This is a genomic window from Niallia sp. NCCP-28, assembly GCF_023168165.1.
Taxonomy (GTDB): domain Bacteria; phylum Bacillota; class Bacilli; order Bacillales; family Cytobacillaceae; genus Niallia.
In genome coordinates this window covers 577,795-601,280 of record NZ_BQYJ01000001.1, presented here as the reverse complement: position 1 = coordinate 601,280, position 23,486 = coordinate 577,795, and the positions used below count along the sequence as shown (strand labels likewise).

General features: G+C 36.1%; 33 protein-coding genes. 32 read left to right on the top strand and 1 reads right to left on the bottom strand.

The window, feature by feature from the left end; genetic code table 11:
• Positions 1-48 precede the first annotated feature (48 nt).
• From NCCP28_RS03070 to NCCP28_RS03010, 13 genes are all read left to right on the top strand, one after another.
• Positions 49-297 (top strand): helix-turn-helix domain containing protein, encoded by a 249-nt coding sequence (locus NCCP28_RS03070; protein WP_248559921.1) that lies wholly within the window; start codon positions 49-51, stop codon positions 295-297.
• On the top strand, positions 294-854 hold the full coding sequence (locus tag NCCP28_RS03065; protein WP_248559920.1) for a crossover junction endodeoxyribonuclease RuvC: 561 nt from the start codon (positions 294-296) through the stop codon (positions 852-854). Before NCCP28_RS03070 ends, NCCP28_RS03065 begins: the two co-directional genes overlap by 4 nt.
• Positions 851-994, top strand: coding sequence for a Fur-regulated basic protein FbpA (locus NCCP28_RS03060; RefSeq protein WP_248559919.1), 144 nt, complete (start codon positions 851-853; stop codon positions 992-994). Before NCCP28_RS03065 ends, NCCP28_RS03060 begins: the two co-directional genes overlap by 4 nt.
• 2 nt (positions 995-996) lie before the next feature.
• Positions 997-1,446 (top strand): hypothetical protein, encoded by a 450-nt coding sequence (locus tag NCCP28_RS03055; RefSeq protein ID WP_248559918.1) that lies wholly within the window; start codon positions 997-999, stop codon positions 1,444-1,446.
• Positions 1,447-1,505: 59 nt separating this feature from the next.
• Entirely contained in the window at positions 1,506-2,054 is a 549-nt protein-coding gene (locus tag NCCP28_RS03050) for a dUTP diphosphatase (RefSeq protein WP_248559917.1), read from the top strand.
• A gap of 11 nt (positions 2,055-2,065) precedes the next feature.
• On the top strand, positions 2,066-2,413 hold the full coding sequence (locus NCCP28_RS03045; protein ID WP_248559916.1) for a hypothetical protein: 348 nt from the start codon (positions 2,066-2,068) through the stop codon (positions 2,411-2,413).
• A 38-nt stretch (positions 2,414-2,451) separates the two neighbouring features.
• Positions 2,452-2,676 carry a hypothetical protein gene (locus NCCP28_RS03040; RefSeq protein ID WP_248559915.1) on the top strand — a complete coding sequence of 75 codons (225 nt, stop codon included), beginning with the start codon at positions 2,452-2,454 and terminating at the stop codon, positions 2,674-2,676.
• Positions 2,663-2,935 carry a hypothetical protein gene (locus NCCP28_RS03035; protein WP_248559914.1) on the top strand — a complete coding sequence of 91 codons (273 nt, stop codon included), beginning with the start codon at positions 2,663-2,665 and terminating at the stop codon, positions 2,933-2,935. Before NCCP28_RS03040 ends, NCCP28_RS03035 begins: the two co-directional genes overlap by 14 nt.
• Positions 2,936-2,941: 6 nt before the next feature.
• Positions 2,942-3,091 carry a hypothetical protein gene (locus NCCP28_RS03030; protein ID WP_248559913.1) on the top strand — a complete coding sequence of 50 codons (150 nt, stop codon included), beginning with the start codon at positions 2,942-2,944 and terminating at the stop codon, positions 3,089-3,091.
• A gap of 78 nt (positions 3,092-3,169) precedes the next feature.
• Complete coding sequence (locus NCCP28_RS03025) at positions 3,170-3,625, top strand: ArpU family phage packaging/lysis transcriptional regulator (RefSeq protein WP_248560282.1); 456 nt, start codon at positions 3,170-3,172, stop codon at positions 3,623-3,625.
• Positions 3,612-3,884, top strand: coding sequence for a hypothetical protein (locus tag NCCP28_RS03020; RefSeq protein ID WP_248559912.1), 273 nt, complete (start codon positions 3,612-3,614; stop codon positions 3,882-3,884). Before NCCP28_RS03025 ends, NCCP28_RS03020 begins: the two co-directional genes overlap by 14 nt.
• Positions 3,885-4,088: 204 nt before the next feature.
• A complete protein-coding gene (locus NCCP28_RS03015) occupies positions 4,089-4,352 on the top strand; it encodes a hypothetical protein (RefSeq protein ID WP_248559911.1) in 264 nt (87 codons plus the stop codon).
• A gap of 119 nt (positions 4,353-4,471) precedes the next feature.
• Positions 4,472-4,630, top strand: a complete 159-nt coding sequence (locus NCCP28_RS03010) for a hypothetical protein (protein ID WP_248559910.1) — start codon at positions 4,472-4,474, stop codon at positions 4,628-4,630.
• A gap of 353 nt (positions 4,631-4,983) precedes the next feature.
• Here the strand turns inward: NCCP28_RS03010 and NCCP28_RS03005 are convergent, their stop codons facing one another.
• Complete coding sequence (locus NCCP28_RS03005) at positions 4,984-5,160, bottom strand: DUF8096 family protein (protein WP_248559909.1); 177 nt, start codon at positions 5,158-5,160, stop codon at positions 4,984-4,986.
• A 310-nt stretch (positions 5,161-5,470) separates the two neighbouring features.
• On the opposite strand from NCCP28_RS03005, the gene NCCP28_RS03000 reads away from it, so the two are divergent.
• The 19 genes from NCCP28_RS03000 to NCCP28_RS02910 all read left to right on the top strand — a co-directional run bounded on the left by NCCP28_RS03000 (position 5,471) and on the right by NCCP28_RS02910 (position 23,480).
• Positions 5,471-5,707, top strand: coding sequence for a hypothetical protein (locus NCCP28_RS03000; RefSeq protein ID WP_248559908.1), 237 nt, complete (start codon positions 5,471-5,473; stop codon positions 5,705-5,707).
• 426 nt (positions 5,708-6,133) lie between these two features.
• Positions 6,134-6,433: an HNH endonuclease gene (locus NCCP28_RS02995; protein WP_248560281.1), complete on the top strand. Its 300-nt coding sequence runs from the start codon at positions 6,134-6,136 to the stop codon at positions 6,431-6,433.
• Positions 6,434-6,559: 126 nt separating this feature from the next.
• Positions 6,560-6,895, top strand: coding sequence for a terminase (locus tag NCCP28_RS02990; protein WP_248559907.1), 336 nt, complete (start codon positions 6,560-6,562; stop codon positions 6,893-6,895).
• On the top strand, positions 6,892-8,568 hold the full coding sequence (locus NCCP28_RS02985; protein ID WP_248559906.1) for a terminase TerL endonuclease subunit: 1,677 nt from the start codon (positions 6,892-6,894) through the stop codon (positions 8,566-8,568). Before NCCP28_RS02990 ends, NCCP28_RS02985 begins: the two co-directional genes overlap by 4 nt.
• Positions 8,569-8,582: 14 nt before the next feature.
• Positions 8,583-9,725 carry a phage portal family protein gene (locus NCCP28_RS02980; RefSeq protein WP_483870134.1) on the top strand — a complete coding sequence of 381 codons (1,143 nt, stop codon included), beginning with the start codon at positions 8,583-8,585 and terminating at the stop codon, positions 9,723-9,725.
• Positions 9,722-10,462, top strand: a complete 741-nt coding sequence (locus NCCP28_RS02975) for a head maturation protease, ClpP-related (protein WP_248559905.1) — start codon at positions 9,722-9,724, stop codon at positions 10,460-10,462. The genes NCCP28_RS02980 and NCCP28_RS02975 overlap by 4 nt, the downstream gene beginning before the upstream one ends.
• A gap of 25 nt (positions 10,463-10,487) precedes the next feature.
• Entirely contained in the window at positions 10,488-11,648 is a 1,161-nt protein-coding gene (locus NCCP28_RS02970; RefSeq protein ID WP_248559904.1) for a phage major capsid protein, read from the top strand.
• Positions 11,649-11,661: 13 nt separating this feature from the next.
• Entirely contained in the window at positions 11,662-11,958 is a 297-nt protein-coding gene (locus NCCP28_RS02965) for a phage gp6-like head-tail connector protein (protein ID WP_309296610.1), read from the top strand.
• Positions 11,945-12,313 (top strand): phage head completion protein, encoded by a 369-nt coding sequence (locus NCCP28_RS02960; protein WP_248559903.1) that lies wholly within the window; start codon positions 11,945-11,947, stop codon positions 12,311-12,313. Before NCCP28_RS02965 ends, NCCP28_RS02960 begins: the two co-directional genes overlap by 14 nt.
• Positions 12,310-12,702: an HK97 gp10 family phage protein gene (locus NCCP28_RS02955; RefSeq protein ID WP_248559902.1), complete on the top strand. Its 393-nt coding sequence runs from the start codon at positions 12,310-12,312 to the stop codon at positions 12,700-12,702. Before NCCP28_RS02960 ends, NCCP28_RS02955 begins: the two co-directional genes overlap by 4 nt.
• Positions 12,702-13,082 carry a hypothetical protein gene (locus NCCP28_RS02950; RefSeq protein ID WP_248559901.1) on the top strand — a complete coding sequence of 127 codons (381 nt, stop codon included), beginning with the start codon at positions 12,702-12,704 and terminating at the stop codon, positions 13,080-13,082. The genes NCCP28_RS02955 and NCCP28_RS02950 overlap by 1 nt, the downstream gene beginning before the upstream one ends.
• Positions 13,083-13,119: 37 nt before the next feature.
• Entirely contained in the window at positions 13,120-13,725 is a 606-nt protein-coding gene (locus tag NCCP28_RS02945; RefSeq protein ID WP_248559900.1) for a major tail protein, read from the top strand.
• Positions 13,726-13,728: 3 nt separating this feature from the next.
• Positions 13,729-13,917 carry a hypothetical protein gene (locus NCCP28_RS02940; RefSeq protein ID WP_248559899.1) on the top strand — a complete coding sequence of 63 codons (189 nt, stop codon included), beginning with the start codon at positions 13,729-13,731 and terminating at the stop codon, positions 13,915-13,917.
• Positions 13,918-13,969: 52 nt separating this feature from the next.
• Positions 13,970-14,335, top strand: coding sequence for a phage tail assembly chaperone G (gpG, locus tag NCCP28_RS02935; protein WP_248559898.1), 366 nt, complete (start codon positions 13,970-13,972; stop codon positions 14,333-14,335).
• 38 nt (positions 14,336-14,373) lie between these two features.
• The gene (gene gpGT, locus NCCP28_RS02930) at positions 14,374-14,520 is read left to right on the top strand and encodes a phage tail assembly chaperone GT (RefSeq protein ID WP_248559897.1); all 147 of its coding nucleotides are present in this window, start codon (positions 14,374-14,376) and stop codon (positions 14,518-14,520) included.
• 35 nt (positions 14,521-14,555) lie between these two features.
• Positions 14,556-18,122, top strand: a complete 3,567-nt coding sequence (locus NCCP28_RS02925) for a phage tail tape measure protein (protein WP_248559896.1) — start codon at positions 14,556-14,558, stop codon at positions 18,120-18,122.
• Between the two features lie 14 nt (positions 18,123-18,136).
• The gene (locus tag NCCP28_RS02920) at positions 18,137-18,970 is read left to right on the top strand and encodes a phage tail family protein (protein ID WP_248559895.1); all 834 of its coding nucleotides are present in this window, start codon (positions 18,137-18,139) and stop codon (positions 18,968-18,970) included.
• Between the two features lie 11 nt (positions 18,971-18,981).
• A complete protein-coding gene (locus NCCP28_RS02915; protein ID WP_248559894.1) occupies positions 18,982-21,462 on the top strand; it encodes a phage tail protein in 2,481 nt (826 codons plus the stop codon).
• Positions 21,459-23,480, top strand: a complete 2,022-nt coding sequence (locus NCCP28_RS02910; protein WP_248559893.1) for a phage baseplate protein — start codon at positions 21,459-21,461, stop codon at positions 23,478-23,480. The genes NCCP28_RS02915 and NCCP28_RS02910 overlap by 4 nt, the downstream gene beginning before the upstream one ends.
• Positions 23,481-23,486: the final 6 nt, after the last annotated feature.

Below are 23,486 nucleotides of genomic sequence, written 5' to 3'. Positions count from 1 at the left end.
AGCTCCAGTGTATCAAGCTTTAGAACAAATTGAATTAAAGATGTTGCTATGAAAAAGAGAAATCACACATCACATCATCCTAAGGGATATTCCAGAAGAAACATTGTGATTGTGCTGGAGGAAGTAAATTTCATTTGGGATAGAAGTGAATTAAAAGAAATTGTGCAAATGTGGAAGAAAGGCATCAGCTTGTGGGAAATGGGTGAGTATTTCGGCAGAGATCCAGATGAAGTAATGCTTGCCTGTATCCATCTAGCTAAAGAGAAAAGAATTCAATATAGGAGGATGCACATATGAGGTTCGTGGGAATTGACCCGAGTACCAAAACAGGATTTGTTGCTCTTGGAGAAAATGCTCAGGTGTTAAGAAATAAAGAATTAACTGGTGTGGGCTCTGTTGACCCTAAGCGAATGGCTACTATGATTGATGAAGTTATGCGTCATATACAGCCTGATGATGTCATAGTGATTGAGGGCTTTGGTTATAGCACGACACAAGGGATTCAATTAGGTGGAATCGGCTGGGGGATAAGAATGGCCTTGCTGAGAAGAAAGATTAACTATATTGAGGTTGCTCCTAATGCTCTTAAAAAGTTTGCAACAGGAAAAGGGAATGCAACTAAGGATGAAATGATTCAACCATTAATGGACTTATGGGGATATAGCAACACAAGTGACAACATTAGGGATGCTTTTGTCATGGCCCATATTGCAAGAAGTTATCACTTTTTGAAAGATGCTTCTGAATTGGAAATGAACATGCTTTTAGAACCATATCAAACAGAAGTATTGATTAATATTATTCAACCTAAGCAAAAGGAAAAGAAAAAAAGAAAAACGGTAGGGCGAAAATGACTATTGAACAATTAGAAGATGATTTAAAAGCCAAACTTATTAATCTCGGATATTTCAAAACTCCTGATGGGCGCCAACTTTATGAGCTTACATATAAGGAGCTTGAAACTATATATAACCAAATAAAAGGAGCGAATTAACCATGCAACTAACAGTCAAAGCACATTTTAATAAACAAACTAAGGATAGCCGTAAAGAGTTAATTCAGTTTTATGTAAAAGGTGAAGATGAAAAGAAATCTGAAATCAACCATTTAACTCGTGAAGTAGTTGAACTGGAGATTGAGGGAGTTGAGCAAAAGCTTACTTGTGAATTTAGTAAATCATCTAAGGATAGCAAAAAAACCGTTCTAGATTTTGTTGTTAAAGGTGATACATCATCTGACCAATCTTTTAACTTTTATAAAATGGCAGGTTCTGATGTAACTCTAAATATTGTGGAGTCTCAAATGAGCATCGAGGAATTTTATGGCGAAGATGAACATGAAGGTATTGAATATTCCATTGATAAAGGCGGCAATATTACTGTTCCAGATAATCAATTATCAATGGACGATGTTGCGGAAGGTGAAAAAGAAGAAGATCTAGATTAATAGCTGCACTCTCCTTTCCTTCTGGAAGGGAGAGAATCTTAATAAATGGGGGAATTAAAATGAATTTAGCTAAATTATTTGAAAAGCAAAAAGTGCTTAGAGATAGAATCGGATATCAAGGTGAAGATCGTTTTGAAAAACTAATTTTAGCTTTACTTGTGGAATTAGGTGAATGTGCTAATGAATGGCGTGGATTTAAGTTTTGGAGCAAGAATCAGAATCCAAGAACTAAAGCTGCAAGAGCTCCTTATATGGATATTGAAGATGCTGATTTTTATAATCCTTTACTTGATGAATATGTGGATGGAGTAGCTTTCGGGTTGGAATTGTGTATTGAACTAGGATTAAGAGCAGATCAATTAGAAAGATTTATTGACGGACGAAAAAAGAAAATTGGAAGTATGGAATACCATTTCGGATATATTTATCACTCAACATCGGAACTAATGAATACAGGAAGTATTGAGGATAGAGCTTATAAAATGCTTCATATATTCAACGCATTTCTTGGTTTAGGATATAGACTCGGTTTTACATGGGAACAAATTGAACAAGCCTATTATACAAAAATGCAAATAAATCATGTACGCCAATCCACCGGATATTAAGGAGTGATCATATGCCAAGTAAAGAAGTAGCACGATTAATGCGGAAATATAAAAAAGAAGAATTGGCAACTTTGTTATATGAAGCTCAGGCGCAATTGAACAAATATAACCAAGGTATTTTCTTTCATACGGATGAAACAGTTTATGGCAGCACTTTTTTAGTAGATGGAAAGTCTCCTGAGAACATCGTAACGGTTCGATTAAGAGCCAATATATTCACAGGTATTGAAGCGTCTTATGAATCATTGAAGGACCACACAAGCGATTATACACGCCATTGGATATGTGGAGAGAATGCTGAATTAACCAGGATATATAAAGAACAAATACTGTGGAAGAAAAAGGGGCAAAAGGCGTAGTGTAGACCACTATTGTGCATTAGAAAGGTCGGATAATTATGGGGTTTGCAGTTAAAATCATTCCTCAGTGTACTTCTGATATAGATGGATATTATGCAGGAAAAATTGATTATTACAAAAATGAATGTGTTGTAGTACCTAGACATACGGATGATATCGCATTAGCAAAAGTGTATAAATATCGCAAAGGTGCAGAAAACGCAGTTACTAAAATTTTAAAAGAATCAAGCTATGTTACAGAATGTGAAATTGAAGAAGTTTAATGAACAGTTCGAAAAACTTTGCAGCAGAAAGGATGATGATATGAATAACATTGCAGTTTCTCTAATTGTGGATGGGACATTCAAAAATTTATTAATACCACATGAAATGGTAAATGAATTGGCCGTCAAATTACGTGAAGAAGGTAAATATTTTGTTCATACCTTAAACGATAGTTATGAAGTAGAAGGGTTTGTGGTTATTGGTAAAGGCTCAAATAAAAAGATGATGGTGTTTGCAGATGATGAAAAGGAAGGGTGAAGGGGAATGATACAAGTTTATTGTAATGATGAAAACGGAGTAAACAAATGGTTGAGAGAAAATCAAAGCGTTGAAGTAATTAATGTTCAAATGTGTTTAACAGCTGAATATGGAGAGTATATTATGGTTGTTTACAAAACAAATGAAGACAAATAAAAAAAGACAGGACTTCTCCCATCTCTTAATTAATCGGCAAATTAATTATAACACATGGGGGGAGTCGTCTTGAAACAAATGTCTTTTCTTCCTGAGATAGATAGTAATCTAACTCAAATAGCTGTGGAGGAAGCAATCGAAAAATATCGTTTTTATTTAATGAGTGTACCAGAAGAAAAACTCCCACAAGTTACACCAAAGTACACATTGGAATTGCCAGTATTCTCAAATCAATTCCATTCAACAACAGAACAAATAGCTATTGAACGTGTAGATGAAGAAAGAAAACGTCAAAGCTATGTAGAGTTTTTTCGCAAGGCTGTAAATCGATTATCTCCAAGAGAAAGACAAGCCCTTATACTTAGGTATCTTGGAGAAGAAGAGTTGTTCGATTATGAGGTTTATAACCAGTTAGGAATGAGTGAATCGTATTACCACCAGAAGTTTAAACCTAGAATCTTTTATAAATTGGCATTTGCATTGAAAGTTGAAGTAATCAAACCTAAGGAGGAAAAAGAAAATGGGATATTCTAAATCAGAGCAAGAAACAAGCCTAGTATTCGATTATGAAAAGAATGAATGGAATGTTTACTCTACAGTTCCTAAACATATCCGTAAATTAATGAGTATTGGTCAAATGGAAACAATAGAATCAGAGAATGACAGACCAATAGCAATTAAAGGTGTTTTAAAAGAAAAACAAGTCTCTATGAAAAAAGAGCGTGTTTTATCGGAAGAAACGAAAGAGAAGTTAAGACTAAACGGATTAGCTATGAGAGAGAAAACGAACTGACTTTTTCAATTTATTTTCTACTTAAAACGAAACAGAAACGATTCTAAGAAGTTTTTATCACGAATCTAAGATGAGCATTTGCTTTTAGATGTGTTAAATTTATATTATCAAGAAATTAATCAAAGAGAGAACGCGAGCTGGCTAGTTTTAATCTAGTCGGCTTTTTTATTGCCAAAAATAAATTAAATGAAAGAAGGAACGATAATGAATTTAACGGCAACTAATTTAGAGAATTGTTTTGAGCAAGCGAAGTTATTGGGTGTGCCTTATGTTGCGGTAAAAATAGAGATGGCAGGATTCCCAGAACCAGAAATAATTATTAATAAGCGTGAGAATATAGATTCTAAATTAGCTTATTATAAAAAAACATACGATGGGGATCTTACTCATAAATTTGCACCTGGAATAAAGATTGTTAGTTTTACATTCGGAGATGATTTTGGAGACATTCAAGAAGATTTAGATTAAGACGTTCCTAGCTTTATAGGAGCGTTTTTCTATTATCTAAGGTATTTATCTATGTATCTGTTTAAAATGCGAAATAAGCCAATTGTGTAAGTCTGACAATCAATTAAGAAGGTGATGATATGAAAGTTAAAGATCATCTGAAAACAGACCAATTAAGACACCTAGAAAAGATGGGGAAGAAGAAAGAAGAATTTAGCAAAAGAGATATGGAAGAAATAATGAATCTGCATATGCAAACGTTAAGGCGTGGGCATGGTGGGGCTAAGAAAAGAAGATAGTTCGCTGATCAATATGTAATTTATTTTTATATTTTTCATAAAAGTAAATTACATGCATAAAGTGTATAGAAAAGAAAAAAGAACTGCATTGGCCGCAGTTCGATTTTCCAATACAATTGTTTTAAGTTGCTTCTTTAATGTTGCTTCACCTTAACGTAAAAGATACAAATTTGCACATTGATGCTTGAACTTTTGGTTTGAAGAAGCTTTCTTAGAACATACACAATCATTGATAACATGCTATTCACCAACCTATTTTTTATTGTGATTCAACATACTATATTAAGTTGGTTGGTGAAATATGCTAAAGACAAGCTCTCGTTTCGAGGGCTTTTTTTATGGAGAAAAAAGAATTAAATACTTTTCTTCATACCGCATTTCCTACACTCACGTAAGAAAATCGTATTCTTAATTGAGCTCTTAAACTGTGCATTGCCGCAGTTATCGCAGATTCCAGCGTTCTTATCAGGGTATTCTCGATAATCATAAACAATGGATGTATCGAAACCTTTATAGTTTTCTTCGAACATGGTTAATCACCTTATGCAATTTATTTTTAAATAACAGACTTATTATACATGGAAGGATGAGTGATATGCATTCAGAATTTCCAACAGCAAGAATAAAACCAAAAGAAAGGGTGAGTAATATGGATAAGCCAAGCTTAACTAACAGACTTGACAGACCAGTTACAGAGAAAAAGGTAACACCTTCGAATAACTGCGATCATTTGTATAGAGATTTTAGAACGGAGAGTATTAACGGAAAGGTAAGCAGTGTTTTCTTTTATTGTCAGAGATGCTTAGACATTGTGGTTAAAGGAATTAAATAGAAAGAAGGGTGAGTAACGTGCTATGGGCAGAAGAAGTTTATAAAATGTTTTTTACAGAAGAAGAACTAAAAGCCTTTCAAGAAAAACTTATGCATACTTGGGAGTCTTTGAAAGAAGAACTGCTATTGGTTCATTATGTAGAACCTATTCATCCAGCAGCTAAACTGAAACATTCTAAGCAACGTATTCATTCTCTTGTAACCATTCGTAAACCAATGATGATTCGAGCAAGGACTTGTTGCTAGATGGCTAACATTAAAGTAATCTATGGTGCACCTGGTTCTGGTAAGACAACATATGCAAAAGAGAACAGGCAGCTAAATGATTTGCTCTATGACTTTGATGACATTATGCAATGTTTATCAGGTTTGCCATATCAAGAATCCAATGAACATCTGATTGATTATGTGATGGACTTTAGAGACTTGATAATAGATAAGCTGAGGTATGACAGCAACATTGGCACAGCTTATATCATTACTACCTTTATCCAAAACGATTTAAAGAAGAAGCTTAATGATTTAAATGTAGAGTACATCAAGATAGATACAGATATCAAAGTATGTCTGGACAGGTTAAACCAAAGCAATCGTTCAGATAAAGATCGTATCAAACAAGTAATCAAGGATTGGTTCAACCACTATGATCGTGTTGAGGATTCTTCTGATGTCGTGTATAAAACAAAAGAACAAAAGAAGAAGTTCTATAACTCGACAGCATGGAAGAAGCTAAGATTACTTGCATTGAATCGTGATAACTATGAGTGCCAGCAATGCAAACTTAAAGGGAAAGTAAGTAAAGGACAAAACGTACATCACATCAAAGAAATTTATTTTCATCCAGAGTTTGCTCTCGAATTGGACAACCTTGAAACACTTTGCATCAATTGCCACAACGAAGAGCACGAACGAACTTTCGACAAAATAAAAAATTCGAAAAAAGAATCAAAATGGGATGACGAAATGTGGTAAATACCCCCCGGTCAAAAAGTTTTGGCTTTTTGACCGGGGGGAAGACCGGTGAGCAGCAATAACTCGCAAATGTTTTTTATAAATTCGCGCACGTAAGGGGTGTAGATAGAGGGGAGGGGGGGTCGCATGGATGAAATGTTGGAAAGATTGAAAGAACAATTAATGATGCGGATCGATACGGATGATTTGTTGGAAGTCGATAAAGTGAATCGATACGTTAAATTGCGGGAATTGGATTTAGCTTTTGATGCTGACATTGAGCGTGAGGGAAAAACCATAGTTACAGAAAATGGTTCGCAACGATTTATCAAGTCGCATCCAGGAATAAACGAAAAGATTAAATTAAATTCACAAATGATTGCACTTGAGAAGAGCATAAATTTTACAAACGGAAATCTTGTCCCTTCCCCTGCATCTGTGGAAGGAAAACAAGGTGACTACACACCTAGTGATTTAGTATGAACAGCCAAAAATATGTAGATGAATATATCCAACTGTATGAAACGGGAAAGATAAAATTAAATAAAGAACGTTTGTTATTAGTGAAGTTTGTCCAAAAGAACATTTTGAATAATAACGACGTTTATTTCGATGACGAATTGATTGAGAATTGTATTGCGTTTGGGGAGAAGTGGTATTTCCCTTTAACTGCATTTCAAAGATTCTTAATAGCATTCGTCTTTTTATTTTGGAAAAAAAATAATCGTGTGGTCTTTCGTAAATTCCTTTGGATGCTTGGACGTGGTGGTGGGAAAAACGGTTTAATTACAGTCGTTTCAAAATTCCTCATCAGTGAACTTCACGGAATTGAAGATTATAATATTTCGATTGTGGCCAACAGTGAAGAGCAAGCTAAAACATCAGTTGATGAAGCTTATAAATGTGTTAAGAAACATGAAGTGCTGCAACGTGCATTTAAAGCAACTTTAACAAAAATTGTGTCTAAGAAAACAAATTCTATCTTTACATTTAGAACATCAAATGGTGGTACCAAGGATGGTCTCCGTGACGGTGCTGTTATCTTTGATGAAATCCATCAATACGAAGATAACAAAGATGTGCGCGTTCATATTTCTGGTCTTGGTAAAAAGCCGAATCCGAGAGAGTTCTATATTGGTACTGATGGATATGTTCGTGAGGGATTCTTAGACAAGTTAAAAGAAAAAGCTATGAAGGTCCTTAATGGTGAAGCGCGTTGGAATTCTCTTTTTCCATTCATTTGTAAGTTGGATGATGAATCAGAAGCTGACAACCCCGATATGTGGGAAAAAGCAAATCCGATGCTATGTGAACCACGTAGTGATTATGCTCAAGGTCTATTCGATACAATCTATGAAGAGTATGAAGAATTGGAAGAAGATCCATCAAACTATGAAGAATTTATGACGAAAAGAATGAACCTGCCTAAGGTTGATTTGGAAAAGTCTGTAGCCAATTGGGAAGAAATCGAAGCGACAAATCGTGAAATGCCAGAACTTCTAAATGAAGAATGTATAGGGTGTTTGGATTATGCTTCAATTCGTGACTTCGCTGCATGCGGTCTTTTGTTCAGAGATGAAGAGGAAAATTATATTTTCAAAACTCATTCATTCGTACGTAAAGAATTTGTAGACAAACATTATGCTTATTCGAAAAAGACGAGTGATAATGTGAAAAATCAAAAGAAATTAGCTCCTATTCGTGAGTGGGAAGAACAAGGATTATTGTCTGTAATTGATGCGCCGACCATTGATCCACACACTATTGTCCGATGGTTTGTAGAAATGCGAGAGCATTATGTCATAAAAAAAATCGTTGCAGATAACTTCCGTATGGAGATTTTAAAACCATTATTTGAAGTGGAAGGATTCGAAGTGGAAGTTATCAGAAATCCGCGTGCCATCCACAGCTTATTAGCTCCACGAATTGAAACAGCTTTCGCAAATCACAAAATTATATTTGGATCTAATCCAATGATGCGTTGGTACACCAATAATGTACTTGTTGTTACTGATAAACGAGGAAATAAAGAATATCAGAAAAAGGAACCCGTCAAAAGAAAAACGGATGGTTTCCAAGCATTTGTTCATGGGTTGTATCGGGCAGATGACATTGTAGTGGGTGGAACATTCGCCTTTGCTAACATTAATTTCTAAAAGGAGGTGAGAAGTTGGGATTTTTGGATTTAATTTTAAACCGTAAGAGTGAGTCTAGCTTTATATTTGATTTTGATATTTTTCAAGATACAACAAATCGATTGCATATGAAAAAGCTAGCGATTGATACATGTGCTTCTTTTTTAGCAAGAACCATTAGTCAATCTGAATTTAGGATTAAAGAGAATGAAAAATTCCTCAAAAATGAGTTGTACTATCGGTTGAATGTACGACCGAATTTAAATCAAACAGCAAGTACGTTTTGGCAAGAAATTATGTACAAGCTGATTTACGACAACGAAGTGCTCGTTATTCAAACAGACAATGAGGATCTATTGATTGCTGATGACTTTGATCACGTAGAATATGCTGTTTTTGAAGATACATTTTCAAATGTCACAGTTAAAGATTACACCTTTAAGAGAGTGTTTAAGCAAAGTGAAGTATTTCATTTACGGTACAGCAACGAATCTCTAGCACCTTTGATAGATAGCTTATTTAAGGATTATGGAGATTTGTTTGGACGTTTGCTTAATTCACAAAAACGAAAAAATCAAATACGTTCAACTGTAAAAGTCGATGCTACTACTGCTAAAACTAAACAAGGTCTGGAAAGTTTACAGGAATTCATCAATAAGATGTACAAGGCTATTGAAGAAAAAGATGTTGCGATTATTCCTGAACAACCAGGTTTTGAATATAAAGAACATTTCACAGGTAGCGGAAATGGTATTCAGTCTGTGGACGAAATCAATAAAGTGACAGGTGGGTTCTTCGACCAAGTAGCAACTGCTTTAGGTATTCCCTTAACACTGATTCGTGGTGATATGGCTGATGTAGAAAAAATCACGAAAAACTATATGATGTACACCATCAATCCGATTCTTAAGAAAATAAAAGATGAGGGATGTGGTAAGTTTTTTGAGAAAAAAGCCTATCTTAATGGTTCTTGGTTAGAAGTTCGAGCACCTTCATATCAAAGTATTTTCGACCTTGCAACAAGCATTGATAAACTTATCGCATCCAGTGCCTTTACTGCTAATGAGATTAGATTGGAGGTTGGGTATGAGGCTTCGGATGACCCTAAACTCAATAAGCACTATATTACTAAGAACTATGCTGAAACAGGCGTAGATGAAGGAGGTGAGAATGAGTGAGAGTAATATCAAAAGAAGAATATTTAAAGAGCTTTAAAAATCAAACTCATGTTGAACAACTTAAAAAGGTTGAACGCAAGTTTGAAACCTTCCACAATGAAGCTGCTAACAATACCGAAATCACGATTTACGGAATTATCGGTGATTCTTGGTGGGAAGATTCTGTTTCAGCATCTGATATTGATAATGCACTAAAAACTATTAGTGGTGACATTATAATTAACTTAAATAGTCCTGGTGGTGATGCTTTTGACGGTATTGCTATTTATAACCGTCTAAAGAAACATGATGGAAAAGTCACTGTTAATATTGATGGATGGGCATGTTCTGCTGCATCTGTTATTGCGATGGCAGCTGACGAACTTAATATGGGATTAGGGTCAATGCTAATGATTCATGAAGCAAGCACATTGGTATGGGGAACTAAAACAGATATGCGTAAAGAAGCAGATGTTTTAGATAATTTAGAAGATGGAATTATCGATATTTATATGACTAAAGCAAATGTTCAGCGTGAAGAAATTCGCAACATGGTTGATGCTGAAACATGGTTTAGTGCAAGTAAAGCAATTGAAATCGGTTTTGCTACTTCCACATCATCAACTGTAGAAGACAACAAAGACGAAGAAATCACGCAATTAAAAGCAAATATGCAAACATTACAAAATGAGTTAGATCAAATTAAAAATCAGCAAAACCAAGTGCCGGTTAATAATAAATCTTGGCGCTTTTTTTAATATAAAAAAATGGGGGTAATTAATAATGGTCATTAAATTTACTGGTGGGTTAGATAACTTTGAAACTAAAAAACAAGCATATATGAACTTGGTGAAAGCTGAAAATTCAAGTGTGGAAGAATTATCAAATGCATTTGATGAAATGTTTACTGCATTACAAACTGATCTTACTGAAAAAATTACATCTGAAGCAAAAAACGAAGTTCACGATGCACAAATCCTAGCTGCACGTGGCCAAAATGTTTTAACATCCACAGAGCGCAAATTCTTCAATGAAGTAATCGCAAGTGGTGGATTTGCAGAAGATACTATTTTGCCGATTACAACTCAAGAGCGTGTGTTTGAGGATTTGGTTACTGAACATCCATTATTGGATGCTATTGGTTTAAAAGATTTGGGTGCCATCACTCGATACATCTATTCTGATGCAAATAAATCTTATGCTTGGGGTGCATTATTCGGAGAAATTAAAGGGCAAATTTCTGCATCATTCCGAGAAGAACAAATTGGTCAATTAAAACTTACTGCTTTTGCTGTTATTCCAAAGGATATGCTTGAATTAGGACCTGAATATGTTGAGCGTTATGTTCGTACAGTTTTAGTAGAATCATATTCTGTAGGTTTAGAATATGGTCTAGTAAATGGTCGTGGTCCTGCACAAAATGAACCAATTGGTTTAATGAAAGATGTAAATTCAGAAACAGGTGCTGTTACAACTAAAACGTCTACTGGCACATTAACTTTTGCACCTTCTCAATATGGGGAAGTTGTAGCTGGCGAATTGCATGATGTAATCAAGGCTTTAACAACAGATGCTAAAGGAAAAGCACGTAAGGTACTTAATAAAGTAGTTATGGTGGTCAATCCAATTGACGCGATTAGTGTACAAGCACGAAATACTATTCAAACAGCTAATGGCCAATGGGTAACTGCTTTACCTTACAATATTCAAGTAGTTGAATCAGAAGAAATTCCTGATAGTAAGGCATTGTTCTTTGTGAAAGATACTTACTTAGCTGCTATTGCTGGTGGATATAAAATCAATAAATTTGATGAAACGTTAGCTATTGAAGATGCTCGTTTATACACTATGAAGCAATTTGCTAATGGTAAGCCAAAAGATAATAAAACTGCTCTCGTTTATGATCTTAATATTAGCTTTACAACTGAACCAGCAGGCGCATAAGGGGTTGATGTGATTGGAAATCGCATTGAAGGTATTGCAAGAATTTAAAGATCGTATGCGAATAACCCATTCAAGTGAGGATGACAATTTAAAAACATTGTTGTCCTTTTCTGTTGCTGACATTACGGAGAAGTGTGGAGCGTTCGATATTGAAAAGAATATTCGCGCCAAAGAATTAGTATTCGAGCGGACGCGATATGCCTACAACGATGCTCTTGAATATTTTGATAATAATTTTTTAAGTCAGATTAATAGCTTAGGTCTATCAATTGCATTAGCCGAAGAAGGTGAATCAGATGCAGCCGTTTAAATATCAACCACCAAGGGTTAATACGGGCGATTTACGAACTTTAATTACTTTTTATGAGTATAAACCTAATGAAGGACCTGAACCCGGAGAAGATGAAAAACAAGTCTTGTATAAAGCGTGGGGGCAGGTGGATCATGTTTGGTTAAAAGATTTAGAAACTGCTAAATCAAATGGTACCTTATCTGATTTAACCATTACTATTCGAGATCCACAGGCTGATTACATTCCTACTAATAAGCACTATATTTCTATTGATGCTGCTGAATATGTAGATAAGCGATATAACATAAAGCAGGTGCAGCCTGATTTGCAAAACAAACAATTCATTACGATTGTAGCGGGGTTAACGGAATGAGTATGAGGATAAGAGAAAATACGCAGCTTATTCAGCAAATAGAAAACCGAATAGGACAAGAAGCAGCCCGACGTATAAGTGATAAGGCATTGTTAGCTGGAGCCAAAGTATTTGTTAAAGAATTGAAAAAGCAATTTGCAACATTTAAAGACACAGGTGCTTCTATCGATGAAATCACTATATCAGAGCCTATGTGGGTAAAAGGCACGCGGACTGTAAAGGTTCACTGGCGCGGGCCCAAAGAAAGATATAGGATTATTCATTTGAATGAATGGGGCACTGTTAAAAATCCTAATCCTAAAGGTAAGGGTGCTGTTGCAAGAGCACTGAAAAATGCTGAAACAGCTTATCGTCAAGCTGTGGCACAAGCAATAAGGGAGGGAATCTAATGGACGTTATAAAGGTGATATATGATGCGTTGATTGCGGATTCTTTTATTAAAGAACAAGCATCTGGACGAATTAAATATTATGAATATCCAGAGAGTGGCAATGTGGCAGCGCCATATATCATCATTGTTCCATTAGATGTCCCTAATCCTTCTGATTTTGCTGATAACACTTGGCTAACTTATGATGCTCTTTATCAAATAGAAGTGTGGACGAAAAATCGAGCTGTTACAATGAAATTAGCTGAACGTATTCAACAAGTCATGTGGAAGCAAGGATTTTTCCAAAATGGCGGCATTGATGAGTACGAAGAAAATATTTTTCGTGATGCCAGACGCTATCGAGGAAAATTGTATAGAGATGATTTAGACACTGTATGATGTGTCTTTTTTATTATAAAAAATAGGAGTGATTATTTTGCCAGAAAAAAAATATCGTGCTAGAACTGGAGTAGAAGAATTTTATTATGCTGTTCTAGCTGAAACAGGTGCGGATATTGTTTCAACGGATCCTGAACGCGTTAAGTTTTTGCAAAGTATAGAAATAGAAATGCCTCAAGAAGCTGTGCGTGCATACGGAGATAATACCACAGCAGAAATCGCTATATCTAATGGTAATATTAGCGTTACATCAGCATTTCATAAGTTGCCGATTGAAGATAGAAAAGTGTTATTTGGTCTTGAATCTACAATTGGAGGATTGCATTCATATGGTGGCTCAGATAATCCTCCATATGTTGCATGTGTAATTGCTAAAACCTTTGAGGATGGCAGTAAGGAATGGGTTGGTCTTACCAAAGGTATTTTTATGCGAAATAATATTGCTGCTGCAACAAAAGAAGATGGCGTGGAATTTGGGAATGATGAAGTAACGGCAGAGTTTATGGATAGAGAAGTCGATGGCTTTGATGTTCCTAAATCTGTAATCTTTGGCTTAGATGAAAAAGGTTCTACAACAAACCGTGATGCATTGTTTCAAGCTGTTTTTGGCAAACCTTACCCAGTAGATCCAGCGGGGGTGTGATTAATGGCTAAGATAAAAACTAAATATGAAGTGATTCAAGATTTTAAGGATTTGCAGGATAATAATAAAATTTATCGTAAAGGTGATTCGTTTCCACATCCAACGAATAAAAAAATTGAACCAGAACGTTTAGAAGAACTTTTATCCGATAAAAACAAACAAGGTAGACCGGTTATTCAGGAGCAGGCATAAAGCTTGCTCTTTTTATTTATGCACATGAATAAAAGTTGAAAGGAAGATTATAATGGCGAATTTTAAAAGAAATATGATCGAATTAGTGAAAGAAGTAAAAGAAGGGGAAATTATTACGAAAAAGTATTTAACTCCTGTGTTTATTCCTTTTTCTGTTGTTTATGAATCAGTTGATATGGTTCAAAAGATTGAGAAAAGCGAAGGCAATACAGATGCTAAATCTGAAAAAGAACTGTTTGAGAATCTAATGTATTTTGTTGCTACAAAAATATATAACAATCAATTCACCAAGGAAGATTTGTTTAATGGCCTGCATGCACCTGACGCTATCGAAATACTTCAGGAACAAATTTTATTCGTTTCACAAGGGCGCCAAAATGATGAAACAAAAAAGTTTTTAGCGGAGAAGAATCGCTAACAGATGAGGATTTCACTCCACAAAAACAAAAGGAATATATGGATAAGCTTATCCTTGATTTAATGAAGGATGGCAAAGACATTAATGAAATATTAAATATGCCGTTTCATTTTATGTTGGAGCTATTAGCAGAAAGAAATAAACCAAAAGAGACAAAGTCTTTAATCGCTGCATTCGGTGGTTAAAGATTTTTTATTTGTGTAAAGAAGGGAGGTAAATAGTGGATAGAATAGAGGGAATGTCCATATCGTTGGATTTAGATACCGTTAGAGTCACTTCTGGTCTTAAAGGGCTCAAAAATAGTATGAGGACGCTAAGTAGTGAAGTGCGAGCGAATATGTCTGTTTTTGACCGCGCTGATCGATCAATAGAAAAGTATGAGACACAAGTTGATGGATTGAACAGAAGACTTGAGTTGCAAACAGCAATAACAGAGGAAGCGAGATCCGAATACGAAAGAATGGTTCAGCAACACGGGGAAGGATCTAAACAGGCTGAGAAGGCTGCTAGAGCCTATAACAATGAAGTTGCTGCTCTCAATAATCTAGGGAGATATGTAGATAATGTTCGGCAGGAGTTGGCGGATTTAAGAGAAGAACAACGTATATCGGAATCAACTTGGGGACGAATGGGGCAGTTATTTGATGAAGTAGGGACGCATCTTACTGATTTAGGCGGAAAAATGAAAGAGGTTGGTGCTTCTCTATCAACATCTCTAACATTACCTATTTTGGGTTTAGGTGCTGGAATAACAGCGATAGCATCTCAATTTGAAAATTCATCAGTAAAAATAAGTAACTCTTTAGGATTAAATATAAAAGATTCGAAAGAGTTAACGAATATTTCAAGGAATCTTTATAAAGCTGGATTTGGCGAAAGTGTGGAAGATATAGATAATGCTTTACTTGAAACAAGACATAATATCAGTGAATTAAATCAGGAAGACTTAGAAGATATTACGAAAAAAGCATTAATTTTAGCTGAAACATTTGACGGTGAAGTGAACGAGGTAACAAGAGCCGGAAACAACTTGATGAAAGGGTTTGGACTTAGTTCGGATAAAGCTTTTGATTTAATGGCACACGGGGCACAAAATGGACTTAACTTCTCGAATGAGATGTTTGATAACCTTTCAGAATATGCGCCTTTATTTGGAAAAATGGGGTTTTCAGCACAAGAATATTTCCAGCTTTTAGAAAAAGGCAGTAAAGCTGGTGTATATAATCTTGATTACATTAACGATGTTATGAAAGAATTTCAGATAAAGCTAAAAGATGGTTCAACAAGCACTAGCGATGCTATGGTCCAATTGTCAGATGGAACGAATAAAGTATGGAAAGATTTCTTGGCTGGCAAAGGTACAGTAAAAGATGTCCATAATGTCATCATTAAAGAATTAAAAAACATGGATGATCAGACTAAAGCTAATAATATTGGCGTTGGTCTCTATGGAACAAAGTGGGAAGATCTCGAAGCGGATGCCATGTATACATTAGGCGGCATCGATGGGAAACTCAAAGATGTGGATGGACGAGTAGATAAGATGTCCAAGAATATGGAGCAATCATTTGGAATACGTCTTAAATCTGCCTGGAGAGAAACAACCGATGCTTTTAGGCCGTTCGGAGAGATTCTTTTATCTGTTGCAGAAAATATTCTTCCTAAAGTATCTACCGGTATTGAAAAAATGGCTAACTTTTTTAACGGTTTATCTCCTGCAGCACAGACAGCATCTCTTATTTTTGCTGGATTAGTGGCAGCGATAGGACCATTGATAACCATTGCAGGAATAGTAATAGGTGCATTTGGAAATATCGTAGCAGCCTTAAGGCCGGTGATGACTTCCATTTTAAGAGCAGGTGGTTTAATAAAATGGCTTCGTATGGGTCTAATGGGATTAACAGGTCCTGTAGGTCTTACAATCGGCGCTCTTACCTTATTAGGAACAGGATTTATATTACTCTATAAAAACTCAGAAACCTTCCGAAATGGGCTTTTATCTGGATGGAATTATATAAAAAATACAGCCATTTCTATATGGGGGTATATAGGACCATATATAACTCAAATAATATCTTCTGCGACCACCTTTATTCAAGAGAAATTAACTCAACTCAAATCGTTTTGGAGTGAAAATGGAAAACAAATTTTAGGGATAGTTAAATTTATTTTTAATCAAAATATCCTTTCTAATATCAAATTAGTATTAGGGTTAATAAAAGGTGCTTTCCAAATAGTCTTTCCGATTGTGGTTGGAGTTGTAAAGATTGCTTTTGCTACTTTGCAACTGATCATAAATAATACCATGACAGTTATTCTAGGCATTATAAAAGTTGCACTATCTGTTTTGCGCGGTGATTGGAGTGGAGCTTGGAAAGCCATAAAATCCACAGCACTTGGAGTCATGAAAAATATCCTTGGATTTTTTAAAGGAATTAATTTAAAAGATACAGGAAAAGCCATCATCCAAGGTTTGATTGATGGTATTGGATCCATGGCAGGCGCTTTGGCTAAAAAGGTTAATAGCTTAATAGACGGACTAAACTGGGTAATGGGGAAAATCGGAATTGATTTTGATATTCCAAAATGGTATCCGAGTAGCGGGGAAACTTCAAAGGTGAATAATCTAAGTGGCCCAGCACAGTATGCTAAAGGAACGCCTTTTCATCCTGGTGGTCCTGCAATATTAGGGGATGGCGGAGGACCTGAACTGTTCAGAACCTTGGATGGCTTTATTGGATTATCTCCAGGAAAACCTACACTAATGAACCTACCAAAAGGCACAGAGGTTTTGCCTTTTAAACAAAGTATGCAATTGTTAAAAACAGGATTACCTGCTTATAAAAATGGCGTGGAAGGCTCAGATGGAAGTGTTTTGAGTGACGTATGGAGCTATATATCCAATCCTAAAAAGTTAATGGGGAAAGTTTTTGAAAGCTTTAATGTTTCCTTTTCTGACTTTGGGTTTAGTGGTGCTTTAGGAAAGTTAGGTAGTGGAGTATTAGATTTTCTTAAAGGAAAATCCACTGATGTTGTTAAGGAGAAAATGAAAGGCATGTTTGATGTTGGCGCACCTTCAGGAAAAGGCGTTGAGAGATGGAAAAGTGTTATTCTTCAAGCGGCTGCGGCTATGAAAGAAAGTGTAACGGCTGCCGAAGTGAATGGCATTCTTGCTCAAATCCAACGTGAATCAGGCGGTAATGAAAAAATTATACAATCCTCAGCTGTGAATGATATCAATATGAAAAATAATAACCCAGCCCGTGGATTGCTCCAATATATCCCGCAAACATTTGGAAGTTACGCAGTGAACGGTCATAACAACATCTATTCAGGTTACGATCAATTGTTAGCTTTTTTTAACAATAAAACATGGAGACGTGATTTACCTTACGGTAAAAGTGGATGGGGGCCAAGTGGCGGACGTAAATTCGAGTCAGGCGGTCTAGTTAATACAGCAGGACTTTATGAACTTGCAGAAGGCGGTTGGCCTGAATTTGTTATTCCTACTGATCCAGCACGAAGAACAGATGCTATGAAACTGTTGGCTTTAGCTGGAAAAGAAATTCAAGGGAATAAACGTCCTAATCAATTGCCTAACAACGTTGCTGGCGACAGTGATAATGGAGTTATGCAACAATTATTAGATGCCACATTGAAGCAAAATCAGCTACTGATGCAACTACTGCAAAAAAATACGAATGTCTATTTAAGTGGAAAAAATGTTACTGACACAGTAAATAAACAAAATGGTCTCAATGATGTAATAATGAATTATCAGTTTTAGGAGGTGGGTGATAAGTGAAGAAGCAATTGTATATTGATCGCAATGAGAAGCGGCAGTCCTTAGAAGAAGTATTAGGATGCCGTTTTTTAGAATTGATTATATCCAGTCCTCAACCATCTACTAATTATCAGCAGCAAGATGGGCTAGACGGTCAAATGGATGGATATACAACATATGGCCCAAAAACAGTCACAGCCAATTTTTATTTAAAAAGCATGGATCCACAAGAGTATCAATTATTAATCCGGGATGTGTTTCAATTTTTCTTTCAGCGTGAGGCTTACTACATTTCCAGTTCGGATATGAAGGGTATTCGTTACTTAGTGCATCCTAAACCGTTCGAATATACAAGGGTAAATACGATTGCTGCCACTTTCAGCATTGAGTTTGAAGTGTTTAAGGGCTACGGGGAATCATGGGGCACCACATTAAACGATTTTACTTTTGATGAAGAAAAGTGGCAAATTGGAATGAACTTGCCTTTAGCAGAGGATTTGAAATATGTCTTTACTAATGAGTCAAATTTCAAGGTTTATAATGCATCTGATATTGTAGTGAATCCATTGCTAAGACACGATTTAACCATTGGGATTAGTGGGGTTGGTTCATCCGTCAAACTAATCAATAAAAGTACGGGAGATATTTTTCAGTACAATAAATCCATGAAACAAGGGGATATTCTTTTACTGACAGGGGTATATCCTTATTTAAATGGAGATCATTGTGGAAGAGATACCAATCATGGCATTATAACGTTAAATCCTATGCTATTCAATGAAATGGAACTTACAGGGCTAACAAATAGTAAAATATCATTTGATTTCCCATTTCTGTATGCGAACAAGTGAGGTGACTTAAAATGCAGAACGGAATCTTGCTTGTTAGAGATAAAACAGATGCTTATGAGGAAATATTAATCGATATTGATTATGGCGGTTTTTCTTATGATTACGAAAAGAATACTTCTCGCCAATTGTCGTTCACAGCTTATGAAACTATCTATAATAAATTTTCTTTCGACCTTTTAACTGGGGATGCAGTTATTGTTTATCAAGGACAGGAATTTGTCATAAAGCAATGTACGCCTAAAGTGGTTGGTAAGCGGCAGACGAAAGACATAACGGCTGTACATGTCAGTTTTACGGTGCAGGATCATTATCAATATGACGCAAAAGAGAGTGCTGCAGAATATAGCTTAGATGATATTATGAAATTCGCTATTAATGGTAATGAATTAGGGTTCACTTACGAAATTGTCGGAGACTTTGAAAAGCAAACAATTGAAAGTATCAGTGCAAATGATGCTAAAAATATCATAAACGACATAGCCTGCCGCACGTTCGGGGCTATTTTTTATGCTGATAATAAGCATTTGCAATTGTATAGCGAAGATGAATGGTATCGAGAAGTGCAGCAGACTTTTCGTTATCTTTACAACACAAATGAGGTTAGTGTCGCTGAAGATATCACCAATATTAAAACTTATATAAAAGCCTATGGAAAAGAGAAAGAAAATAAGGATACTAAATCTGACCAATCCATAGGACAATCGGTAGTAACTTTCTCAGATAAATGGACGGATGGGACTACTTCCACAAAGGACAGTGTAGCATCCTTTGAATTCACCGGCACCGGAGTAGACGTCTACTTTAAGAAGTCAAAGTTTGGCGGCAAAGTATCAATTAATGTAGATGATTCTAATTCCAAAAATGATACGACGTATAGCGAAAAGAGTGGCACTTTAACCCTTACTATTCGAGGATTAGAGAATAAAAAACATAAGTGCAATATTAAGTTCGTTGGCACGGATACAAAAAATCCAAATACGAAAAAAGTGAAGCACCAGGAATCATATGATGAGAAAAATAAACAAGGGAAAATTGTCCGCAAAACAAAGAATGTTTATACCCAAGAAGCGGCCACTTTGGAATTGAATGATCCAGCTGCCAATGTTTATCTTGAAAATGAGGGTGACGATAAATACGAAGCTGTTGTGACATATCTTTCTCCATCTCATAAGGATTGGGGAACGAAAATGGCGGCACCTGTAACAAGTGATACGATTACGGATAAGGATAAATTGCTTGAGTTTGCCAAGAGTCAATTGCAAGATTATCCTGATTTGTCATTGAACATTATTTATAGCGGCGCCGAATCGGTAGATGTCCGTGATGTATGGCTGTTAATTCATGAACCACTAGGAATAGCGAGCGATGTGAAATTAGTCAACCTTAAATCTCCACATCCTTATACAAACCAACCGCAGAGTTTAACATTCAGCAGTGCTCATAAAGATATGCTTAAAATCCAGAGTCAATTAAGGAAATCTATTGCTGATTTAGGTAAGCAATTATCTGGCGTAAATAGCACGTTAACTGGAAGTTTACCTTCTTTGCAGGAAGCATCGAAGGCTATTGCTGCTGTATCTGGTAATGTGGAATTTGATCCGGATAAAGGGATTAAGACGACTAGAAAAACTAAGTCCTCCACAGTTTCAACAGCGTCAGTACAAACAGCATCTATCATGACCCTTAGCACTAGTCCAAGTTATGTAACTAGTTTTTTAACGAAGATAAAAAACGGGGCAATGCAAACTTGGTACTCTCATGGAATATTGCCTTCTATTACTGCAGCACAAGGGGCCTTAGAGAGTAATTGGGGCAGGTCTTCTTTAACTATTGATTGTAACAATTTATTCGGAATAAAAGCTGATAGTAGTTGGACGGGTGCTAAAAAAGCGTATAGAACAGCCGAACAAGATTCGAATGGCAACGTTTATTATGTTACTGCATATTTCAGAGCCTACAGCAACTGGACAGAAAGTATTTTAGATCATGGTCAGTTTTTTCATGACAATAGCCGTTATGCTGCAGTAATTGGATTAACGGATTATACAGCGCAAGCACAGGCAATAAAGGCCGCAGGATATGCAACAGATACTGAATACGTCAGCAAGCTAACATCCATTATTGAAGCACATGATTTGGCTTCTTGGGATGCTGCTGCTATTGGTAATGAGTACATTCCAGATGATACGGACGAAGATTCTACTGTAGAAACAGAAGTGGAAAACGGTTCTGTTTTTATGGGGAATGGCGCCATAACTATTGTGGATGACACAGGGGAGGAAAAAGAGGTAATTACTCCAGATGGTATAGATTTAAGTTCTGGTGTTGGATCCTTATCTGATGATGTTATAGACGATATTACAAATCGTATTGATTTAGCTGGGGATGCCCTGGCTTATTTTTCTCCTGATGGTTCAAAGTGGAATTTAACAGTCGATAACGATGGGAATCCGCAGTTCGTGAAAATTATAGAAGAGGAGGGATCTAGTTGAATCTAAATAGGATTTTGAAGAATTTTCAGGGAGTTGGATGGCGACGAGAACAGAATGAAAATTTCGATATGATTGAAGAGGAAAACAGAAAAAGAATATCCGAGATTCTTAATGTAAAAACTCTAATAAAAAATTTAGTGTTAAAGGCATCTGATTTGCCAGAAGTTATCGCAGCTCGCGGGAATTTTGATTGGCTGCCAGACAGATTGGATGCAATGGAAGCAGCAGCTAAAGAATTAGAATTTACTATCACTAATTTAAACCCTAAATATATTACCGGAATTGGAGGTATAAGGAATGCTGTTAATCAGTCGCTTAATATTGACAGCAAAACAGCCCAACTTTATACGACTCAATCTGACAGTGTAGCGGCACCAAATGAAGGATTTTATATAACTCGTATGACTCCAGATGGTAAAAATTTGAGTTTCATGTGGATTCCTCGCGGGGGACATGGAACGATGATTTCTGTAGAAAGAAAGAGCCAGGGTGACCTACGCATCTGGCTTTATCATACAGGCCAGCGTAAATTAGTATGCTATCCATGGAAAGACAATTATATCTTGAAAGAATCAGAGGTTGCTGGATTAACAGATTATACGCCGACATCTTTGAAAAATGTTTATTTTACTCCTTCTTTCGATGAACATTATGATTACTTCTGTTTTAGAAGAGAAGATGGAATCGTAGAGTTGCGTAAACGAACGGATATTTTAGCACAGATAGACAATGTGTTATATAAAGTGAATATTGATCCAACTCAATATACTGAGGAACGTCCAATGCAAGGGTGCGTTAGTTACGGAACAGATGTTTATTATCAATCTGGTAGAGATAATAACGTGATGAAAATACAAAAATATGATGCTGTTACAAATAAAAAAGTTATGGACTATGATGTTACTAAAATCATAGGAGAAAATGGCATAAGGCTTTTTCGGGATGAATTGGCAGAACCGGAAGGGCTTTGTTATTTTGTAAATCCAGTTACGGGTAAGCATAGCTTGTTATTTGTTGTGACAAGTGGGAACACAGGGAAAAGGTTTAACCAACTGTACGGATTTGTTCAGAGAAATGACAATGAATACTGGGAAGCGATCGCTAGAACTGGAGCACAAAACTATGCGATGACAAAAGGAGATGGAAGAGCCCTATCAATACCGGATGGGACTACATCTGTTAATCAATTAGTGATACCTGGTCAATATTATTTAGATGCGGCAACTGCCGCAAGCTTATCTGATTTTCCTTACCCTAGCGGTGGTGCTGGTTGGTATATAATCGTATTCCCGTACACTCAAACATTAGGCAGCATTCAACTTTTTGTTCGACTATCTGCCGGAAGAAAGATATTTCGTATTGAACGTTCTTTTGATTTTACCAGAGAAACTTTTGCTCACTCATTTGGTAGTTGGAGTGTCATACAAACAACAAGTACAGAACAAGAATATCTTTCGGCTGCGGATTGGGGGAATAAATTAAGCAATATTTTGCTTGGAGGAGAGTTTTATATTACCTCAGCACAGATGGCGTTATTTACGGATGCACCATATACCGATGCAGGAGCAAGGATTTATGTGTCAGCTGGTGACAATGGTGGTTCGGTTCGCCAAAAGATTGTTAGAAATTCAGACGTCATTATCGATGAACAAGTACGAAATGTAGTGGTAGCAACTAAAACACCTTCAGCAGATTGGATAGGAGCTAGACTTACAGGCCCTATGACATATACCGATATGCCTTTAAGTAATGGTGCAAGTAATCCCGATTCGAATTCAAAATGGAGAGCAGCGACAGATGGTAAATTTATTATTATTCGCGGTGCAGTTACCGTACCTTCTCTTTCAACAGCTACAAAAATAGCTACATTGCCGAATAGCCTAAAACCTAGCATGTTGTGGGAAGAAGAGCAACTTGGCGTTAAATTTGCATTCCAAACGGACGGAACAATTGAAGCAACGAACACAAGCGGAAGTGCTATAAACGTGCGTATGAATACAGTGATTTCTATATATTAAGTGAGG

Coding starts and splice junctions, on each gene's coding strand:
- NCCP28_RS03030 (WP_248559913.1), top strand. CDS start 2,942: ATGATACAAGTTTATTGTAATGATGAAAACGGAGTAAACAAATGGTTG.
- NCCP28_RS03005 (WP_248559909.1), bottom strand. CDS start 5,160: ATGTTCGAAGAAAACTATAAAGGTTTCGATACATCCATTGTTTATGAT.
- NCCP28_RS02915 (WP_248559894.1), top strand. CDS start 18,982: ATGCAGAACGGAATCTTGCTTGTTAGAGATAAAACAGATGCTTATGAG.
- NCCP28_RS02990 (WP_248559907.1), top strand. CDS start 6,560: ATGGATGAAATGTTGGAAAGATTGAAAGAACAATTAATGATGCGGATC.
- NCCP28_RS03055 (WP_248559918.1), top strand. CDS start 997: ATGCAACTAACAGTCAAAGCACATTTTAATAAACAAACTAAGGATAGC.
- gpG (WP_248559898.1), top strand. CDS start 13,970: ATGGCGAATTTTAAAAGAAATATGATCGAATTAGTGAAAGAAGTAAAA.
- NCCP28_RS03025 (WP_248560282.1), top strand. CDS start 3,170: ATGTCTTTTCTTCCTGAGATAGATAGTAATCTAACTCAAATAGCTGTG.
- NCCP28_RS03010 (WP_248559910.1), top strand. CDS start 4,472: ATGAAAGTTAAAGATCATCTGAAAACAGACCAATTAAGACACCTAGAA.
- NCCP28_RS02950 (WP_248559901.1), top strand. CDS start 12,702: ATGGACGTTATAAAGGTGATATATGATGCGTTGATTGCGGATTCTTTT.
- NCCP28_RS02960 (WP_248559903.1), top strand. CDS start 11,945: ATGCAGCCGTTTAAATATCAACCACCAAGGGTTAATACGGGCGATTTA.
- NCCP28_RS03070 (WP_248559921.1), top strand. CDS start 49: ATGAAAAAGAGAAATCACACATCACATCATCCTAAGGGATATTCCAGA.
- NCCP28_RS02940 (WP_248559899.1), top strand. CDS start 13,729: ATGGCTAAGATAAAAACTAAATATGAAGTGATTCAAGATTTTAAGGAT.
- NCCP28_RS03050 (WP_248559917.1), top strand. CDS start 1,506: ATGAATTTAGCTAAATTATTTGAAAAGCAAAAAGTGCTTAGAGATAGA.
- NCCP28_RS03065 (WP_248559920.1), top strand. CDS start 294: ATGAGGTTCGTGGGAATTGACCCGAGTACCAAAACAGGATTTGTTGCT.
- NCCP28_RS03045 (WP_248559916.1), top strand. CDS start 2,066: ATGCCAAGTAAAGAAGTAGCACGATTAATGCGGAAATATAAAAAAGAA.
- gpGT (WP_248559897.1), top strand. CDS start 14,374: ATGGATAAGCTTATCCTTGATTTAATGAAGGATGGCAAAGACATTAAT.
- NCCP28_RS03020 (WP_248559912.1), top strand. CDS start 3,612: ATGGGATATTCTAAATCAGAGCAAGAAACAAGCCTAGTATTCGATTAT.
- NCCP28_RS03060 (WP_248559919.1), top strand. CDS start 851: ATGACTATTGAACAATTAGAAGATGATTTAAAAGCCAAACTTATTAAT.
- NCCP28_RS02970 (WP_248559904.1), top strand. CDS start 10,488: ATGGTCATTAAATTTACTGGTGGGTTAGATAACTTTGAAACTAAAAAA.
- NCCP28_RS02985 (WP_248559906.1), top strand. CDS start 6,892: ATGAACAGCCAAAAATATGTAGATGAATATATCCAACTGTATGAAACG.
- NCCP28_RS02955 (WP_248559902.1), top strand. CDS start 12,310: ATGAGTATGAGGATAAGAGAAAATACGCAGCTTATTCAGCAAATAGAA.
- NCCP28_RS03015 (WP_248559911.1), top strand. CDS start 4,089: ATGAATTTAACGGCAACTAATTTAGAGAATTGTTTTGAGCAAGCGAAG.
- NCCP28_RS03040 (WP_248559915.1), top strand. CDS start 2,452: ATGGGGTTTGCAGTTAAAATCATTCCTCAGTGTACTTCTGATATAGAT.